Raw genomic sequence first — 17,894 nt, 5'->3', positions numbered from 1 at the left:
GGGTATGCCTACGACAGGAGTGTGACCTGCGCCACGAAAACCGGGCGTAACACTTCTCTCCGCACAGCGATGTGTACGGAGGTGGCACACGGAGGGCGCACCCCTTCGGGCGTCGCCGCCGCACCACTCCAGCAGTACTCCAGCAGTTTGTTCCGTAGTTTTCCAGAACCTGCCCCTCTCGGGCGGGTTCTGTCCACTCACGTCCGAGAGGTTGTTCGTGTCGGCCAGCACATCCCGTTCGCTCCCCCCCGAAATCGCCGAGTCCACCGCGCTGATGGCACTCATCGAGCGGGGCAAGGCACAGGGGCAGATCGCCGGCGATGACGTGCGCCACGCCTTCGAGGTGGACCAGATCCCGGTCACCAAGTGGAAGAACGTCATGCGCAGCCTCAACCAGGTCCTCGACGAGGAGGGTGTGACGCTGATGGTGAGCGCGGCAGAGTCCTCTGCCCCCAAGCGCCCCCGCAAGAGCGTCGCGGCGAAGACGACCGCGACCAAGGCCACGGCTACCAGGGCCGTGTCCTCGCGCACGTCTCCGGTCGCGGCCCCGGCCACCACCACGACCCGGCCGGCGGCTCCGCGTGCCGCCGTCCCGGCAACCGCGGCCCCGGTCGCGGTGACCTCCCTGAGCCCGGTGGACGACGACGCCGCTGTGGCCCAGCTCGACGCCGCGGACGCCGCCCCGGCCAAGAAGGCCGTCGCCAAGAAGACCGTGGCGAAGAAGGCGGCCCCGGCCAAGAAGACCGCGGCGAAGAAGACCGCGGCGGGCAAGGCCGGCAAGTCCGACGACGAGCTGGGCGGCGAGGACGAGGTGGTCGAGGAGACCGCCGTCAAGGCCGACGTCGAGCCGGTCGAGGGCGAGGAGGAGTCGCAGGGCTTCGTCCTGTCCGACGACGACGAGGACGACGCCCCGGCGCAGCAGGTCGCCGTGGCCGGCGCCACCGCCGACCCGGTGAAGGACTACCTGAAGCAGATCGGCAAGGTCCCACTGCTCAACGCCGAGCAGGAGGTCGAGCTGGCCAAGCGGATCGAGGCCGGCCTCTTCGCCGAGGACAAGCTCGCCGCCGCCGACAAGCTGGCCCCCAAGCTCAAGCGCGAGCTGGAGATCATCGCCGAGGACGGCCGCCGCGCCAAGAACCACCTGCTGGAGGCCAACCTCCGACTGGTCGTCTCGCTGGCCAAGCGCTACACCGGCCGCGGCATGCTCTTCCTGGACCTGATCCAGGAGGGCAACCTGGGCCTGATCCGCGCGGTGGAGAAGTTCGACTACACCAAGGGCTACAAGTTCTCCACGTACGCCACCTGGTGGATCCGCCAGGCCATCACCCGCGCCATGGCGGACCAGGCCCGCACCATCCGCATCCCGGTGCACATGGTCGAGGTCATCAACAAGCTCGCCCGCGTGCAGCGGCAGATGCTCCAGGACCTGGGCCGCGAGCCCACCCCGGAGGAGCTGGCCAAGGAACTCGACATGACCCCGGAGAAGGTCGTCGAGGTCCAGAAGTACGGCCGTGAGCCGATCTCGCTGCACACCCCGCTCGGCGAGGACGGCGACAGCGAGTTCGGCGACCTGATCGAGGACTCCGAGGCGGTCGTCCCGGCCGACGCGGTCAGCTTCACCCTGCTCCAGGAGCAGCTGCACTCGGTCCTGGACACGCTCAGCGAGCGCGAGGCCGGCGTCGTGTCGATGCGCTTCGGCCTGACGGACGGTCAGCCGAAGACGCTGGACGAGATCGGCAAGGTGTACGGGGTGACCCGCGAGCGCATCCGCCAGATCGAGTCCAAGACCATGTCGAAGCTGCGCCACCCGTCGCGTTCCCAGGTGCTGCGCGACTACCTGGACTGATCGCACGCCCCCACCGCAGGCCCGGAGCCCCAGGCTCCGGGCCTGCGGCCGTTCGTGCGTCCGTCACCCCTCGAAGCCGTGTGCTCACCCGTCTGGTGGTGCGTCAATTGGACGCGCGGGGTGACCGGGCAACTACGCTGTGGCGTCCGGTCGGCGGAGGGGTGAAGCGGGTGGCGGTCATGAAGTGCGGGACGAGGTCCGATCGAGCGGCGGGGCGCAGGGTCCTGCTGGTCCTCCTCGCGGCGCTGCCCGCGGCCCTGGCGGTGGGGCCGACCCCGGCCCATGCCATCGTCGGCGGCGGCCCGGTGACCACTGCGCGCTACCCGTGGATGGTGGCCCTGGCCAGCCGCTCGGTGTACGGGGACACCCGCTCCGGGCAGTTCTGCGGCGGCACCCTGGTGGCGCCGAACAAGGTGGTCACCGCCGCCCACTGCCTGTACGACGAGACCACCATGCAGCCGGCCGACCGCCCCGACCTGCGGGTGATCGTCGGACGCACCGACCTGACCTCGGACGACGGCGCCGAGGTGCCGGTCTCCCGGGTGTGGATCGACCCGGACTACTCGATGCGCAGCAACATGTGGGACGTGGCCGTCCTGACGCTGGCCGAGCCGCAGCCCGGCCGGGAGGTGCTGCCGATGGTCGCCCAGGGGCAGCAGGGCGCGTACCGGGCCGGGACGGCCGGCACCGTCTACGGCTGGGGCGATCTGGAGGGCGACGGCCAGTACGCGCTGGACCTGCACGCGGTGCAGGTGCCGGTGATCGCCGACGCCACGTGTGCGCGCGACTACCCGGGGGGATCGGACGGCGCCTTCCGGAGCAGCGCCATGGTGTGCGCCGGGGAGCAGAGCGCCGGCGGCCGGGACGCCTGCCAGGGCGACAGCGGCGGGCCGCTGGTGGTCGCCGGGCGGCTGGTCGGCCTGGTCTCGTGGGGGACGGGCTGCGCGGAGGCCGGACACCCGGGCGTCTACACCCGGCTCGCGGCGATGGCCAGCGCGGTCCGCGCCCAGCTGTGAACGGGTGTCCCGCTGCCGTGACCGGTCCAGCCGCGGCGGTCACCCTCCGCAGCTGAAGCGATGTGGCCTGTGACACAGTCAGGTCGGGCGGCGAACCTGTGTGGTTCGCCGCCCGACCTGACTGTCATGACGACTGGTGTCCCGCTCGGCGCCTCCGCGGCGGGGGTGCCGACGGGGTGGGCCCTGGGGCGGCCGTCAGCGGTCCTCGTCGCTCGCGGAGGCGGGTGCGGCCGTCAGCCGGCCGGTCTCGTCCTGTATGTCAGCTGCGATCTTCTTCAACTCCGGCTCGAACTTGCGGCCGTGGTGAGCGCAGAAGAGCAGCTCGCCGCCGGATGCCAGCACAACGCGCAGGTAGGCCTGAGCGCCGCACCGGTCGCAGCGGTCTGCTGCGGTCAGCGGGCTCGCGGGGGTCAGAACTGTAGTCACGTCGCCTCTTCTCTAGCTCGACGAGCTGTCGTACCAGGGTCAACATCCAACCAGGCCGAAAACGTTCCCGCTCGCGGCTTTTCTTTTGTGGTGCTTCCGGGGTGCGGGGTCGGCCCGGCTGCTGTGCCGGGGGTCGGAGGCGGCGATGTCGCTGCCGCTGTTTACATTCTCTTGTCAGAGAGGACGTGCCCGGACTGCATGCGGTTCATGCCTGCCGCCGAATGTGGTGTGCGCTTCACTCGAACGTGATATCGAACGTCCGTGCGAAGTGCGCGTAGCATAAGCCCCGCGCAGGTCGGAGCAGAAGCCCCAGCCCGCCCACCGGTACCCTGCAACCCGGCAGCATTGACGCCATGGTGCACCGGCCGCACGACCGGAAGCCAGGGAAAGGGCCCGTGTTCGCGCTCCGCGTAGCGCCGGGCGGCTGACAAGTCGGCAGAGCAGCAGTCGGACCAGACGGACCAGACCGAGGAGAAGTGCCCGCGTGACCGCCGAAACGACCGTGCAGACCAGCAGCGCCCTGCGGGGCAGCGGCGGTTCCAGCAACGACGGCTCCAACTACACCGCGCGGCACCTCCTCGTCCTCGAGGGCTTGGAGGCGGTCCGCAAACGCCCCGGCATGTACATCGGCTCCACCGACAGCCGGGGCCTGATGCACTGCCTGTGGGAGATCATCGACAACGCGGTGGACGAGGCCCTGGCCGGCTACTGCGACCACATCGACGTCCTGCTGCACGCCGACAACTCGGTCGAGGTGCGCGACAACGGCCGCGGCATCCCGGTCGACGTCGAGCCCAAGACCGGACTGTCCGGCGTCGAGGTGGTGATGACCAAGCTGCACGCCGGCGGCAAGTTCGGCGGCGGCTCCTACGCGGCCTCCGGCGGCCTGCACGGCGTCGGCGCCTCCGTGGTCAACGCCCTCTCCGCCCGCCTGGACGTCGAGGTGGACCGCAGCGGCCACACCCACGCCATCAGCTTCCGCCGCGGCGCCCCCGGCAGCTTCGCCGGCGAGGGCCCGGAGAGCGGCTTCACCCCGGCCTCCGGCGGCAGCGGCGGCCTGGCCAAGGTCCGCAAGGCCACGCGCGGCCGCACCGGTACCCGCATCCGCTACTGGGCGGACCGGCAGATCTTCCTGAGGGACGCCCGGCTCTCGCTGGAGAACCTGCACGCGCGGGCCCGGCAGACGGCGTTCCTGGTGCCGGGGCTGACCATCGTGGTCCGTGACGAGCGCGGCATCGACGGCGCCGCCGCCGACGAGCAGACCTTCCGCTTCGACGGCGGCATCGCCGAGTTCTGCGACTACCTCGCGCCCGACAAGGCCGTCTGCGACACCCTGCGGCTGTCGGGCACCGGCAGCTTCAAGGAGACCGTGCCGGTCCTGGACGAGCTCGGCCACATGACCCCGACCGAGGTCACCCGGGAACTGGGCGTGGACATCGCGCTGCGCTGGGGCACCGGCTACGACACCACCCTGCGCTCCTTCGTCAACATCATCGCCACCCCCAAGGGCGGCACCCACGTCTCCGGCTTCGAGCGCTCGCTGACCAAGACCCTCGGCGAGGCGCTGCGCACCGCCAAACTGCTGCGCGTCGCCGAGGACGACATCACCAAGGACGACGCCACCGAGGGCCTGACCGCCGTGGTCACCGTCCGCCTGGCCGAGCCGCAGTTCGAAGGCCAGACCAAGGAGGTCCTGGGCACCTCCGCCGCCACCAGGATCGTCTCGGCCGTCGTCGCCCGCGAGCTCAAGGCCTTCCTCACCTCGACCAAGCGCGACGACAAGGCCCAGGCCCGCGCGGTCATGGACAAGGTCGTCGCCGCCGCCCGCACCCGGGTCGCCGCCCGCCAGCACAAGGAGGCCCAGCGCCGCAAGACCGCGCTGGAGACCAGCTCGCTGCCGGCCAAGCTCGCCGACTGCCGCAGCGACGACGTCGACCGCAGCGAACTGTTCATCGTCGAGGGCGACTCGGCCCTGGGCACCGCCAAAGTCGCCCGCAACTCCGAGTTCCAGGCGCTGCTGCCGATCCGCGGCAAGATCCTCAACGTCCAGAAGGCCTCCGTCTCGGACATGCTGAAGAACGCCGAGTGCGCCGCGATCATCCAGGTCATAGGAGCCGGCTCGGGCCGCACCTTCGACATCGACCAGGCCCGCTACGGCCGCATCGTGCTGCTGGCCGACGCCGACGTCGACGGCGCGCACATCCGGATCCTGCTGCTCACCCTGTTCCAGCGCTACATGCGGCCCATGGTCGAGGCCGGTCGGGTGTTCTCGGCCGTGCCGCCACTGCACCGGATCGAGCTCACCAACCCCCGCAAGGGCCAGGAGAAGTACCTCTACACCTACTCGGACAGCGAACTGCGCAACACGCTGCTGGAACTCCAGCGCAAGGGCCAGCGCTGGAAGGAGCCGGTGCAGCGCTACAAGGGCCTGGGCGAGATGGACGCCGACCAGCTCGCGGAGACCACCCTGGACCCCCGGCACCGCACCCTGCGCCGGATCAACATGGGCGACCTGGAGGCTGCCGAGCGCGTCTTCGACCTGCTGATGGGCAACGACGTGGCACCCCGCAAGGAGTTCATCGTCGACTCCGCCGCCCTGCTGGACCGCTCCCGCATCGACGCCTAGAACCGCTGGTACCGCCCGGCCGACACCGCGGTACGAGGCCCTCCACCCATGGGTGGAGGGCCTCGCCCGTGGGTCTCCTACCGCCGGTCAACCCTGGCTCCGACGCTGTGAGCAGCGCGTATCCGTAACTTCAACGGTGTGCAGAAGCACACCGCCCGAGTCACGGAGGCAAGAGAATGTCCAGCGCAGCGAACGTCGTACTGATCATCGCGGTCGTCGGCTACGTCGTCGCACGCCAGTTCAAGGCCCGCCAGTTCAGCGGAAACGCCCGGCGGATGCTGATCCTCCCGGCGGTCCTCGCCTTCCTCGCCCTGGACAACCACGACCTGTTGGACCGGCACCACCAGACCACCTCCGCCGCGCTGCTGGTGATCGGCGTGGTGGTCGAGGTCGGCATGGGCTGCGTCTGGGGCTTCACCACCCGGGTCTGGCGGGACGAGAACGGTACGATCTGGGCCAAGGGCACCAAGGCCACCGCCTTCGCCTGGCTCGGCATGGTGCTGATCCGGGTCGGGCTGATCGCCCTCGGCAGCGCCCTGGGCGTGGCCTCGGGCGAGGGCGCGATCATGCTCTCGCTGGCGGCGCTGCTCCTGGTGCGCTCCGCCGTGGTGACCTGGCGGGCACGCGAGATCGCCCCGGCGTACCGTGTGCCTGTCGCGGGCTGACCGGTGAGCCTCATGAGCCTCCCCCTCGTCCGGTCGGCGGCGGCAGCGGCCGACTCGGCGAGGGGACCGTACGTGGAGCAGGACGCCTGGACGAGCTGGCCGTCCCAGGAGGCGCTGGAGCGCCGGGGGATGACCCCGGCCCGGCGCGCGTTCGGGCTGCTCGGCCGCTACTTCGCGCTGACTGTCGCGGTCTGGCTGACCTTCGTCGGCACCGGTCTGCGGGGCGGCCACGCCTGGATCGTGGTCGGGACGACCGCCGCGGGCTCGCTGGCCTTCGCCGGCTTCCTGCGGTCGTCGACGCGCAAGCGCGTCCTGCCCTGCCTGCTGTGGCTGGCCCTGGTGCTGGCCGCCTCCCTGGTGGCGCTCCACTTCGGCGGCCAGGCCGTCGCCATCCTGCTGCTCTGCGGCATCGCCATGGGCTCCATGCAGCGGCTGCCGCCGGTGGTCGGGATGCCGGTCACGGCGATCTCGGCGGTGCTGTACATCCTGCTGGTGCCCGCCTCGGGGTGGCTGGGCGACCTCGGGCCGGTGCTGGGCCTCGGCGCCCTCGGCTACGTCGGCCGGCTGGACTGGGAGTCCCGGGCCGGGACCTTCCGGCTGCTGGCGCAGGAGCGCGCGGCCCGTGCCGCCGAGGCCGAGTCGGCCGCGCTGGCCGAGCGGGCCAGGATCGCCCGGGAGATCCATGACGTCCTCGCCCACAGCCTCTCCGCCCAGCTGGTCCACCTGGAGGCGGCGCGGCTGATGCTGGACGCCGGGGCCGACCGCGAGCAGCTGCGCGAACGCATCGTCTCCGCCCGGCGGATGGCCCAGGACGGCCTGGCCGAGACCAGGGCCGCGCTGTCGGCGCTGCGCGGCGAGTTCGTGCCGGTGAGCGAGTTCCTGGCGAGCCTGGCCGGAAACGACGGCGCCACACTGGCCGTCGAGGGCAGCGTCCGGCCGTTGCCCGCCGAGGTCGGGGTGGCGGTGCGGCGCACCGCGCAGGAGGCGCTGACCAACGTCCGCAAGCACGCGCCGGACTCCGCCTGCGCGGTCCGGCTGTCCTACCTGGACGGTACGGTCGAGCTGGAGGTCCGCAACGGCCCGTCGCCGCACGCCGGGGGAGAGCTCGCCGCCAGCGGCAGCGGCTACGGCCTGCTGGGCATGCGGGAGCGGGCCGAACTGCTCGGCGGCTCGCTGCTGGCGGGCCCCGAGGAGGGCGGATTCCGGGTGCTGCTGAGCGTGCCGACGCCCTAGGCTGGCACGATGAGCGAGAACGTCGTGCGGGTGCTGGTCGCGGACGACCAGAAGATCGTCCGCGAGGGCATCGTGATGCTGCTCGGGCTGCTTCCCGGGATCGAGGTCGTGGGGGCGGCGGCCGACGGCGAGGAGGCCGTGCGGATGGTCGCCGCACACGCCCCGGACGTCGCGCTGATGGACCTGCGGATGCCGCGCTGCGACGGCGTCGAGGCGACCCGGCGGATCCGCGCCGAGCACCCGGGCACCGAGGTCGTCGTGCTGACCACGTACGCGGACGACGACTCGCTGTTCCCGGCGCTGGCGGCGGGCGCGCGCGGCTACCTGACCAAGGACGCGGGCGGCGAGGAGATCGCCCGGGCGATCGCGGACGTCCGCTCCGGCGCGGCCGGGCTCTCCCCGCAGATCCAGGCCCGGCTGCTGGAGCACCTGGCCCGGTCCGGCGCGGCGGCGGCCCCGGCGCCCGCGCCCACGGCCGCGCCCTCGCCGAGCGCCTCGGCTGCCCCGGCCGCGCTGCCGGACGGTCTGACGGCCCGTGAGGCGGAGGTGCTCGGTCTGATCGCCGACGGGCTGTCCAACACCGAGATCGCCGCCCGGCTGTTCGTGAGCATGGCCACGGTCAAGACCCACATCAACAACCTCTTCGCCAAGACCGGCGTGAGGGACCGCGCCCAGGCGGTCGGCTACGCCTACCGGCACGGCCTCTCCAGGGGCGCGTGACCGGGTCACCTGATGGGGTGAACGTCCGCACACCGGACCCCAGGAGCGGGCGGGGATCACCATGCTGGATGCCGACGGGCGATGGGTCACCGGGGGTGCGCCCGCCACTCCATCCAGCGCGGGAGCACAGTTGTTGAGACACCGGGAACCTATCGAGACGCCTCCGGACGGCCTGCCCCCGACGGGCGGGGGCCCGCCGCCGGAGGCAGGCGTACCAGGGCAGGGCTCGCCGGAGGGCGGGTTCGACTGGTGGACGCCCCCGCGCGCCCCGCAGGACCGCTCCCCGGCGGCCGGGGCCGGCGCCGCGCCGGCCGCAGCGGTGCTGCTCGAGCCCGCGCCCGGCGCGGAGGCCCAAGCGGAGGCGGAGGCCGAAGCCGGGACCACGACCCGGCCCGGGCCCGAACCGGACGCCGGACCCGGGCCCGGGCCCGACCCCGAGCCGCAGGACGCCGCCGGGGCCCGGCTCGCCGAGGAGCGGGCCGCGCACGCCGAGGTGTACCGGAACGTCCACCAGGGCGAGCAGTTCCAGGAGATCCGCCGCACCTACCGCCGGTTCGTCTTCCCGGCCTGCGCGGTGTTCCTGCTCTGGTACCTCGGCTACATCGTCGCCGCCGTCGCCCTGCCCGGCCTGATGGCGCGGCCGGTCGCCGGGCCGTTCAACGTGGCCTGGCTGCTCGGGCTGCTGCAGTTCCTCAGCACCTTCGTGATCACCTGGCTCTATGCCCGGCATGCCCGCCACCGGCGCGACCGGGCCGCGCTCGGCCTGCGCTGGGAGACCCAGGACCGGCTCCGGTGATCCTTCCCAGCAGTCCTCCCGAAGGGGGAGCGGACCGTGTCCGTTGACAGACAACACACCCTGGCCGTCGGCCTGTTCACGCTGGTGGTGCTGGTCACCCTGGGGATCACCTTCTGGGCCGGGCGCAGGGGGCGCGCGGCGGAGGAGTTCTACACCGGCGGACGCGACTTCAGCCCGATGCAGAACGGTTTCGCCATCTCCGGCGACTACATGTCGGCCGCCTCCTTCCTCGGCATCACCGGGCTGATCGCCCTGTACGGCTACGACGGCCTGCTCTACACGGTGGGCTTCCTGGTGGCCTGGCTGCTGGTGCTGATGATGGTGGCCGAACTGGTCCGCAACTGCGGCCGCTACACCCTGGCCGACGTGCTGGCGATGCGGATGCGGCGGCGTCCCGTCCGCGCCGCCGCCGGGGCCTCGTCCATCGTGGTGACCCTGCTCTACCTGGTGGCGCAGATGGTCGGCGCGGGCAGCCTGGTGTCGCTGCTGCTCGGGCTGGACTCCAGCGCCGACCGGGCGTGGGGCATCGTCGGGATCGGCGCACTGATGATCGTCTACGTGACGGTCGGCGGCATGACCGCCACCACCTGGATCCAGATCGTCAAGTGCGCGGTGCTGATGGCCGGTACCGCGCTGCTCTGCGTGCTGGTCCTGGTGCGCTTCCACGGCGATCCGGGCGCGCTGCTGCGCTCCGCCGCCGCGCACAGCGGCTACGGCCGCCGCTACTACGTGCCCGGCCTGCGGTACGGCGCCAGCGCGGTGAGCCGGCTGGACTTCGTCAGCCTGGGCCTGGCGCTGGTGCTGGGCACGGCCGGTCTGCCGCACATACTGGCCCGCTTCTACACCGTGCCCACGGCCCGGGCCGCGCGCCGCTCCACGGTGTGGGCGATCGGCCTGGTCGGATCGTTCTACCTGATGACGATCGTGCTGGGGCTGGGCGCGGCGTCGATCGTCGGCACCGCGGCCGTCCGGACGTCCAACGACGCCGGGAACACGGCGGTGCCGATGCTGGCGCAGGCGCTGGGCGGCGGTTCGGGCACGGTCGGGGGCACCGTCCTGTTCGCGGTGATCTCGGCGGTGGCCTTCGCCACCATCCTGGCCGTCGTCGCCGGGCTCACCCTGGCCTCCTCGGCGGCCTTCGCGCACGACCTGTGGGCGCGTGCCTTCCGCCCGGCCGGGGAGGAGCCCCCGACCGAGCACCAGGAGGTGGTGGTGGCGCGGATCGCGGCGGTGGTGATCGGCGCCCTGGCCATCGTGCTGAGCCTGGGCGCGCAGAAGCTCAACATCGCCTTCCTGGTGGGGATCGCGTTCGCGGTCGCCGCCTCGGCGAACCTGCCGACGCTGCTGTTCAACCTGTTCTGGCGGCGCTTCACCACCAGGGGCGCCACCTGGTCGATCTACGGCGGGCTGGTCACGGCAGTGGTGCTGGTGCTGTTCTCGCCGGTGGTCTCGGGCAGCCCGACCGCGATCTTCAGCGGGGTGGACTTCCACTGGTTCCCGCTGGAGGACCCGGGCATCGTCTCGGTGCCCTGCGGGTTCTTCTTCGGCTGGCTCGGCACGGTCACCTCGCCGGAGAGCGCCGACCCGGACGCCTACGCGGAGCTGGAGGTCAGGTCGCTGACGGGGGCGGGCGCGGTGTGACCCGTGCGGCCGATCGAGGCTCCCGGGCGCGACGGGGGAGGCGCGCCCGGGAACGATCCCCACCCTAGCCGCAACCGGGTGAACACGGAGGCGGGAAAGGATTGTTGGCACAGAACGGGGCGTATGGAGCCGATCCGGTCGTTCCCGGTCGTCAAACCGGAACCAGAGCCGGTCTGATCGTACGAATTTCGTAGCGAGCGGGGGTCACCAGTTCGGCTCCGCAGCTCTGGCTCCGGGGCGGTTCCGAGACCCCGGCCTGGACCTCCACCGTCCAGACCCGGCCGTCGCGGTGCGCGACCGTCACCGTCCAGCCGTCCGGGACGGCCTCCTGGTGCAGGGTGAGCGCGTCCGCCCGGTCCTCGCCGACGGCCTGGCGTATGGCCAGCTCGGCGGCCTGGCTCGCGGGCTGCCAGAAGGAGCGGCCCCGGCACCACTCGGGGACCATCCGACCCTCGTGGGTGGCGGTCAGGATCTCCTTGGCGGTGTTCGCCGACAGCCGCCCGTAGGCGTAGCCGTAGGGGAACACCAGCATGGTGGGGGAGAAGCGGTGTCCACCCAGATGGGTGGTCTCCCAGACCGTCGAGTGGCCGTCGGCCGCCAGCTCGGCCGCCAGCGGCCGGCCCAGCACCGCGCAGCAGCGGTCGCGGCGGCCGTTGGTGCACACCAGGGCGAGCGGTTCGCCCCGGTAGTCCGATCCGGTGCCGCCGTGGTCGCCTGCGCCCAGCGCGGCGAAGTCCAGCGAGAGCAGCTCGGCCGGGTCGGCCACCTCGGTCTCGCGGACCCAGGGGTGGTCCGGGCTGGTGTGGGCGAGGTAGACCCGACGCGAGGAGCGCGGCGGGCGTTCGGCGTGCCGCCCCGGGCGGCGGATCAGCGCCACCCGCAGCCCTGTGCCCTTGCTCCGGGCCTCCAGGGCGCGGCCGACGGCCGGGTCGAGGTGGCTCTGGGTGAGGGCCCGGGCGCCCCAGGGGCCGGACTGCTCCAGGAGCAGCCAGGTGGCCCCTGTGGTGGCGGAGCCGCCCAGGGGTTCGGCGAGGACCCTCGAAAGGGTGGTGCACGTGCTCACATTGGAAAGGTTAGCCTTACTTTCCCTAGATGGATTCACGGAGCCCCCAAATTGCCGGTTCTGCCGCCCCGCCCATCAGCGGGTTCGGCAGCTGCGTCCACTCGTCGCCCGGGGGCCGGCCGGACAGCCGCATTGCGGTCAGGGCCTTCGCCGGCAGTGCCTCCCACAGCAGCGCCTGCCCGTCCTCGGCGGACAACACCTCTTTGGCCGCCACTTCTGCCTCATCGGTGACTGCCGCCCACAGCAGTGCCTCCCGGTCGCGGTCGCCCCGGCCCAGGGCCGAGACCAGGGCGCTGAAGGTGCCGCCCAGCAGCGAGCCGAACAGCTTGCGGCGCAGCGCCACCGGATCGTCCTCCAGCACGTGCCCGCCGAGGACGGCCAGCGCGGCCGGGCGGATTCCCTGGGCGTCCAGCCGCCGCCGGCTCACCCGGACGTCCGCGAGATCCCGGTAGACCAGCCGCAGCGGGCGCCGCCGCCGGTCCAGCACGACCAGCAGGTTCTGTCCGTGGGCCTCCAGCGCCACCCCCAGGACAGCAGCCGCAGCAGCGGCGTCCAGGCCAGCGCGGCGAAGGCGCGCAGCCAGTCGGCCGGATCGGCCCCCGCCGCCGGATCGGCCCCCGCCGGACCGGCCACGGTCGCCGGGTGCTCGGCGAGGGCGGCCAGCGGCACCACCTGCTCGCCCGGCCCGGCGTACACCTCGGGGGACTCCCGGACCAGCACCGCCAGATCCCGGCTCGGCGCGCCGCCCGGCAGCAGCGCGCTCGCCGCCGCCAGGTTGCGGGTGACCAGCAGCCCGCCGCCGAGCCGGGCGCACACCTCCTCCAGCAGCGCGGACAGCGGCGCGCTGTTGACCACCGACTCGCCGGAGATGTCCCGCACGGCCGAGGTCATCCGCAGCGACAGCGAGGTCTTCAGGTGCGGGCCGCCGTCCACCGGGGCCAGCGTGCGCACCGCCATCAGCGGCTGCGCCGGCAGGCTCTCCCCGGTCCCGGCGAAGCCGAGGCCCGGCAGGACCTCGCGCAGCTGCCACGGGTGCGTCGGCAGCAGCAGCCGGTCGCCGTCCCGCAGCGCCTGCGGCCAGTCGCCGACGGCGAGGCAGTCCGCGGAGTCCACCGCGACCAGGCCCAGCGGCACCCGCTGCCGGTGCTCGGGCGCGTAGGCCAGCTGGTCGGCGACGGTGAAGCCGGGGCGGCTGCGGCAGCAGGGGTGGTAGGGGTGCCCGTCCACCACGCTCTGCTCGTGGCCGACCAGGCCCGGGCCGGACTCCCGGCCCGCCGCCGGGCCGAGCGCCGCGCCGCTGCTCCCGGCGCGGGAGAGCGCCAGCGAGGCCACGCTGTGGTCCAGCTCGGCGACCAGGCCGGAGCTGCCGGGCAGCTCCAGCGCCGCCAGCAGCTCGGCGGGGTGGGCGATCTCCCGCCCGGCCAGCCGCACGCCCCCGCCGGAGCGCGGAGCGCCCACGTCGTACGCGTGCGCCGGGGGCCCCTGCAACAGACCGCGCAGCCGCTCGGGGACGGCCTCGGCCAGCTGCCGCTCGAACAGCAGCGCGCGCCAGAGCCTGGCCAGCACCGCCGCCCTGGCACCCGGCAGCGCTGCGGCGAACCCCTCGGCCAGCTCCGGCCGCAGCGCCTGCAACTCGGTGGCGACAGCGGATTCCTGGGGACGCATATGGTGAGGCATGAGCTGACTCCTACCCTGCGTGTGCGCGGTGTGATCGCGGACGGAGCTCTCAGCGAATTCCGACGAAGGGGGCGTTCCGTGACTGATCCTGTGGACGAGACGAGCAGCCGGGCGGACGCCCTCACCATGACGGCGGTGCTGAACTGCCTGATCCGTGAGCTGGCGCGGCCCGAGGGGGCAGCGTATCTGCTCCCGGCGGCCGGGGAGCGGTTCCGGGTCCGCGAAGGCCGCCGGCCCGCGCACCCGGAGCTGTCCACCGCCGACGGCTGGCGCCCGCTGGACCTGGACGGCCTGGTGCAGCTGGCCTGCCGCGAGCTGCGGGCCCGCACCGGGGTGGACAACCGGCTGCTGCCGGAGGAGATCCGCGACAGCCGGGACGTCGCCGCCGCCGTCCTGCGGGCCCGGGGCGGGCAGAGCGCCCCCGGCGCCGACCCGTACCTGCGGTCCGAGCAGGCGCTGCTCGCCGGGCACCGCCACCACCCCGCGCCGAAGACCCGCGGTGGCGGCCCGCCGCAGAGCTGGCTGCCGTACGCGCCGGAGGCGGGCGCCGCCTTCCCGCTGCAACTGCTCGGCGTGCCGGAGGAACTGCTGGCCGGGGCGGGCGACACCGCCGCGCTGGACGGCCTCTGGGGCGACCGCGCCCCGGCCGGGTACCGGGTGCTGCCCGCCCACCCCTGGCAGCTGGAGCTGCTCGGGGACCGGCCCGCCCTGCGCGACGGCCGGGTACTGCGGCTGGGAGCGACCCGCGAGCGCGCCTGGGCCACCTCCTCGCTGCGCACGGTGTACCTGCCCGACCACGACCTGGCGCTGAAGTTCAGCCTGGACGTGCGGGTCACCAACGACATCCGCCGGCTGTGGCTGCGCGACCTGCGCTGGCTGGAGCCGATCGACGAGCTGGTCGCCAAGGCGTTCGCGGACGGACCGCCGACCGCCTCCATGCTGGCCGACCGGGGCTACCGCACGCTCACCGGCCCCGGCGGCGAGGACGACCACGAGGCGTTCGCGGTGCTGCTGCGGGACGGCTTCGGCCCGGGCCCGCGCCCGCTGCTCTCCGCCGGGCTCAGCGAGGGCTTCCCCGGCAGCCCGCTCGACGGAGCGGCGCCCGGCCGGGCGCTGGAGTGGTGGCGGCGCTACGTCGAGCAGGTCGTGCCCCCGGTGCTGCACGCCTACGCCCGGCACGGGGTGGTGCTGGAGTGCCACCTGCAGAACGTCCTGGTCGGCATGGACCGGGAGGGCTACCCGGACCGCGCCGTCTTCCGCGACCACGAGGGCGTCAAGCTGGTGGCGGAGCGGCATGCCGCGCTGCTGGCGAGCCTCGGCCCGGACGCCCCCACCCCCGGCGTCCCGGCCGACTACGGCTGGCAGCGGCTGGTGTACTGCCTGGTGACCAACCATCTGCTGGAGATCGCCGGGGCGGTGGCCGAGCAGTGCCCGTCCGTGGCGGGGGAGCTGTGGCCGTCGGCCCGCGAGGTCTTCGCCCGCTGGGGCGACCAGCCGGAGGTCGCCGAGCTGCTGGCCGCCCCGACCGTCCCGGCCAAGACCAACCTGCTGCTGCGCTGGCTGGACGCGGACGGCGGGGACTCCGCGTACACCCCGCTGCCCAACCCGCTGGCGGCCCCGCGCTGACGGCCCGGCTCCACGCCCACGGGCCCGGCGCAGCCCGGCCCGGCCCGGCGCAGCTCGGCCCGGCCCGGCGCACGGGGGTGTGCGGGCCGGGCCGGTGGGAGGAACCGGTCAGGCCGGTCCGGCGACCGCGGCGATCTCCTTCGCCAGCGGCACGCCCGAGCCGTCGCGGCGCGGGTCGCGGCCCGGCAGCTCGGCCGGGGAGCCGTTGGCCGTGGCCGCCCGGGCGGGCGCGGCCCCGGCCCAGGCCAGCACCAGGGCGCTCTCGCCCTTGAGGAACCGCTGGCAGCGGACCCCGCCGGTGGCCCGGCCCTTGCGCGGGTACTGGTCGAACGGCGTGGCCTTGGCGGTGCTCAGCGCCAGGCCGTCCAGGGTCTCGGCAGCCCCGGCGACGGTGACCACCACCGCGTCCACCGAGGGGTCGACCGCGGTGAAGGACAGCACCCGCGCCCCCTCGCCCAGCTTGATACCGGCCATGCCGCCCGCCGGACGCCCCTGCGGCCGCACCTGCGACGCCTGGAAGCGCAGCAGTTGGGCATCGGTGGTGATGAACACCAGCTCCTCCTCGCCGGTGCGCAGCTCCACCGCGCCGACCAGCCGGTCGCCGTCCTTCAGCGCGATGACCTCGAACTCGTCCTTGTTCTCAGGCCAGTCGGGGACGACCCGCTTGACGATGCCCTGCTCGGTGCCGAGCGCCAGGCCCGGCGAGGACTCGTCCAGGCTGGTCAGCGCCAGCACCTTCTCACCGGCGTCCAGCTTGAGGAACTCCGACACCTGGGCGCCGCCGGACAGGTTGGGCGCGCTGGAGCTGGGCGGAAGCGACGGCAGGTCGATCACCGGCAGCCGCAGCACCCGCCCGGCGGTGGTGACCGCGCCGATGTCGGCCCGGGCGGTGGCCGCCACCGCCGACACGACCACGTCGTGCCTGGTCCGGCCGCCCTCGGCGTCCACCGCCTGCACCGCGTCGGCGGTGCGGGCCAGCAGGCCGGTCGAGGAGAGCAGCACCCGGCACGGGTCGTCGGCGACCTCCAGCGGGACCGAGGCGACGGCGACGGCGCCGGACTCCAGCAGCACCGTGCGCCGCTCGGTGCCGAACTTCTTGGAGACGGCCGCGAGTTCGTCCGACACCAGCTTGCGCAGCACGGTGTCCGACTCCAGGATCTCCGACAGCTCGGTGATCTCGGCCCGCAGCCGGTCCTGCTCGGCCTCCAGCTCGACCTGGTCGAAGCGGGTCAGCCGGCGCAGCGGGGTATCCAGGATGTAGACGGTCTGCGTCTCGGACAGCCCGAAGCGCTCCATCAGGCGCTCCTTGGCCATCGCGGTGTTGTCGCTGCCGCGGATCACGGCGATCACCGCGTCGATGTCCAGCAGCGCCACCAGCAGGCCCTCGACCAGGTGCAGCCGGTCCTGGCGCTTGGTGCGGCGGAACTCGGAGCGGCGCCGGACGACCTCGAAGCGGTGGTCGACGTAGACCTCCAGCAGCTCCTTCAGGCCCAGCGTCAGCGGCTGGCCGTCCACCAGCGCCACGTTGTTGATGCCGAAGGACTCCTCCATCGGCGTCAGCTTGTAGAGCTGCTCCAGCAGGGCCTCCGGCACGAAGCCGTTCTTGACCTCGATGACCAGGCGCAGGCCGTGCGAGCGGTCGGTGAGGTCCTTGACGTCGGAGATGCCCTGCAGCTTCTTCGCGTTGACCAGGTCCTTGATCTTCGAGATGACCTTCTCCGGGCCGACGTTGAACGGCAGCTCGGTGACGACCAGGCCCTTGCGGCGCGGCGTGACGTCCTCGACCGTCACCTTGGCGCGGATCTTGAAGGTGCCGCGGCCGTTCTCGTACGCGTCCCTGATGCCGGCCAGGCCCACGATCCGGCCGCCGGTGGGCAGGTCCGGGCCGGGGATGAAGCGCATCAGCGTGTCGAGGTCCGCCCCCGGATGCTTGATCAGGTGCCGGGCGGCGGCCACCACCTCGCCCAGGTTGTGCGGCGGCATGTTGGTCGCCATGCCCACGGCGATCCCGGTCGCGCCGTTGACCAGCAGGTTCGGGAAGGCCGACGGCAGGACGCCGGGCTCCTGCTCGCTGCCGTCGTAGTTGGGGGCGAAGTCGACGGTGTCCTCGTCGATGGACTCCACCATCGCCATCGACGCGGCCGTCAGCCTGGACTCGGTGTAGCGCATCGCGGCCGGCGGGTCGTCGTTGCCCAGCGAGCCGAAGTTGCCGTGGCCGTCGATCAGCGGCAGGCGCATCGAGAACGGCTGCGCCAGCCGCACCAGGGTGTCGTAGATGGACGCGTCGCCGTGCGGGTGCAGCCGGCCCATCACCTCGCCCACCACGCGCGCGCTCTTGACGTACCCGCGGTCCGGGCGCAGGCCCATCTCGTTGGCCTGGTACAGCACCCTGCGGTGGACGGGCTTGAGGCCGTCGCGGGCGTCGGGCAGGGCCCGGGAGTAGATCACCGAGTAGGCGTACTCCAGGAAGGAGCCCTGCATCTCGTCCACGACGTCGATGTCGAGGATGCGCTCCTCGAAATCCTCTGGCGGTGGTGTCTGCGAACTGCGGCGGGCCAT

At 73.0% G+C, this 17,894-nt stretch carries 14 protein-coding genes; 9 read left to right on the top strand and 5 right to left on the bottom strand.

All coding sequences use genetic code 11. The features are described from left to right. Positions 1-217 precede the first annotated feature (217 nt). Both GXW83_RS26530 and GXW83_RS26525 read left to right on the top strand, forming a co-directional pair. Positions 218-1,846, top strand: coding sequence for an RNA polymerase sigma factor (locus GXW83_RS26530; RefSeq protein WP_182445586.1), 1,629 nt, complete (start codon positions 218-220; stop codon positions 1,844-1,846). 179 nt (positions 1,847-2,025) lie between these two features. Then, positions 2,026-2,862: a trypsin-like serine protease gene (locus tag GXW83_RS26525; RefSeq protein ID WP_182447579.1), complete on the top strand. Its 837-nt coding sequence runs from the start codon at positions 2,026-2,028 to the stop codon at positions 2,860-2,862. Between the two features lie 195 nt (positions 2,863-3,057). Here the strand turns inward: GXW83_RS26525 and GXW83_RS26520 are convergent, their stop codons facing one another. After that, positions 3,058-3,288 carry a hypothetical protein gene (locus GXW83_RS26520; RefSeq protein WP_182445585.1) on the bottom strand — a complete coding sequence of 77 codons (231 nt, stop codon included), beginning with the start codon at positions 3,286-3,288 and terminating at the stop codon, positions 3,058-3,060. Between the two features lie 484 nt (positions 3,289-3,772). On the opposite strand from GXW83_RS26520, the gene GXW83_RS26515 reads away from it, so the two are divergent. From GXW83_RS26515 to GXW83_RS26490, 6 genes are all read left to right on the top strand, one after another. After that, complete coding sequence (locus GXW83_RS26515; RefSeq protein WP_182445584.1) at positions 3,773-5,914, top strand: type IIA DNA topoisomerase subunit B; 2,142 nt, start codon at positions 3,773-3,775, stop codon at positions 5,912-5,914. Between the two features lie 176 nt (positions 5,915-6,090). Then, a complete protein-coding gene (locus GXW83_RS26510; RefSeq protein WP_182445583.1) occupies positions 6,091-6,579 on the top strand; it encodes a CcdC protein domain-containing protein in 489 nt (162 codons plus the stop codon). 72 nt (positions 6,580-6,651) lie between these two features. Beyond that, entirely contained in the window at positions 6,652-7,812 is a 1,161-nt protein-coding gene (locus GXW83_RS26505; RefSeq protein WP_182447578.1) for a sensor histidine kinase, read from the top strand. A gap of 9 nt (positions 7,813-7,821) precedes the next feature. After that, on the top strand, positions 7,822-8,532 hold the full coding sequence (locus tag GXW83_RS26500) for a response regulator transcription factor (RefSeq protein ID WP_182445582.1): 711 nt from the start codon (positions 7,822-7,824) through the stop codon (positions 8,530-8,532). A gap of 319 nt (positions 8,533-8,851) precedes the next feature. Then, positions 8,852-9,328: a DUF485 domain-containing protein gene (locus GXW83_RS26495; protein ID WP_370466894.1), complete on the top strand. Its 477-nt coding sequence runs from the start codon at positions 8,852-8,854 to the stop codon at positions 9,326-9,328. Between the two features lie 36 nt (positions 9,329-9,364). Next, positions 9,365-10,969 (top strand): cation acetate symporter, encoded by a 1,605-nt coding sequence (locus tag GXW83_RS26490; RefSeq protein ID WP_182445580.1) that lies wholly within the window; start codon positions 9,365-9,367, stop codon positions 10,967-10,969. 151 nt (positions 10,970-11,120) lie between these two features. On the opposite strand, the gene GXW83_RS26485 is transcribed toward GXW83_RS26490, so the two are convergent. From GXW83_RS26485 to GXW83_RS26480, 3 genes are read right to left on the bottom strand one after another with little or no spacing between them, the layout of a single operon-like run. After that, positions 11,121-12,032: a sucrase ferredoxin gene (locus GXW83_RS26485; protein WP_182445579.1), complete on the bottom strand. Its 912-nt coding sequence runs from the start codon at positions 12,030-12,032 to the stop codon at positions 11,121-11,123. A gap of 25 nt (positions 12,033-12,057) precedes the next feature. Continuing rightward, positions 12,058-12,519, bottom strand: a complete 462-nt coding sequence (locus tag GXW83_RS35450; RefSeq protein ID WP_370466775.1) for an IucA/IucC family C-terminal-domain containing protein — start codon at positions 12,517-12,519, stop codon at positions 12,058-12,060. Then, positions 12,456-13,697 carry an IucA/IucC family protein gene (locus GXW83_RS26480; RefSeq protein WP_370466774.1) on the bottom strand — a complete coding sequence of 414 codons (1,242 nt, stop codon included), beginning with the start codon at positions 13,695-13,697 and terminating at the stop codon, positions 12,456-12,458. The genes GXW83_RS35450 and GXW83_RS26480 overlap by 64 nt, the downstream gene beginning before the upstream one ends. A 90-nt stretch (positions 13,698-13,787) precedes the next feature. On the opposite strand from GXW83_RS26480, the gene GXW83_RS26475 reads away from it, so the two are divergent. Continuing rightward, a complete protein-coding gene (locus GXW83_RS26475; protein ID WP_225447267.1) occupies positions 13,788-15,335 on the top strand; it encodes an IucA/IucC family siderophore biosynthesis protein in 1,548 nt (515 codons plus the stop codon). A gap of 108 nt (positions 15,336-15,443) precedes the next feature. On the opposite strand, the gene GXW83_RS26470 is transcribed toward GXW83_RS26475, so the two are convergent. Further along, the gene (locus GXW83_RS26470; protein ID WP_182445578.1) at positions 15,444-17,894 is read right to left on the bottom strand and encodes a DNA topoisomerase (ATP-hydrolyzing) subunit A; all 2,451 of its coding nucleotides are present in this window, start codon (positions 17,892-17,894) and stop codon (positions 15,444-15,446) included.

This window comes from Streptacidiphilus sp. PB12-B1b (assembly GCF_014084125.1).
Classification (GTDB): Bacteria; Actinomycetota; Actinomycetes; order Streptomycetales; family Streptomycetaceae; genus Streptacidiphilus.
This window is presented reverse-complemented; position numbering and strand designations above follow the sequence as displayed.

Bases quoted from the DNA above. Each gene is read 5' to 3' on its own strand.
- GXW83_RS26470 (WP_182445578.1), bottom strand. From the start codon at position 17,894: ATGGCCCGCCGCAGTTCGCAGACACCACCGCCAGAGGATTTCGAGGAG.
- GXW83_RS26480 (WP_370466774.1), bottom strand. From the start codon at position 13,697: ATGCGTCCCCAGGAATCCGCTGTCGCCACCGAGTTGCAGGCGCTGCGG.
- GXW83_RS26500 (WP_182445582.1), top strand. From the start codon at position 7,822: ATGAGCGAGAACGTCGTGCGGGTGCTGGTCGCGGACGACCAGAAGATC.
- GXW83_RS26525 (WP_182447579.1), top strand. From the start codon at position 2,026: ATGAAGTGCGGGACGAGGTCCGATCGAGCGGCGGGGCGCAGGGTCCTG.
- GXW83_RS26510 (WP_182445583.1), top strand. From the start codon at position 6,091: ATGTCCAGCGCAGCGAACGTCGTACTGATCATCGCGGTCGTCGGCTAC.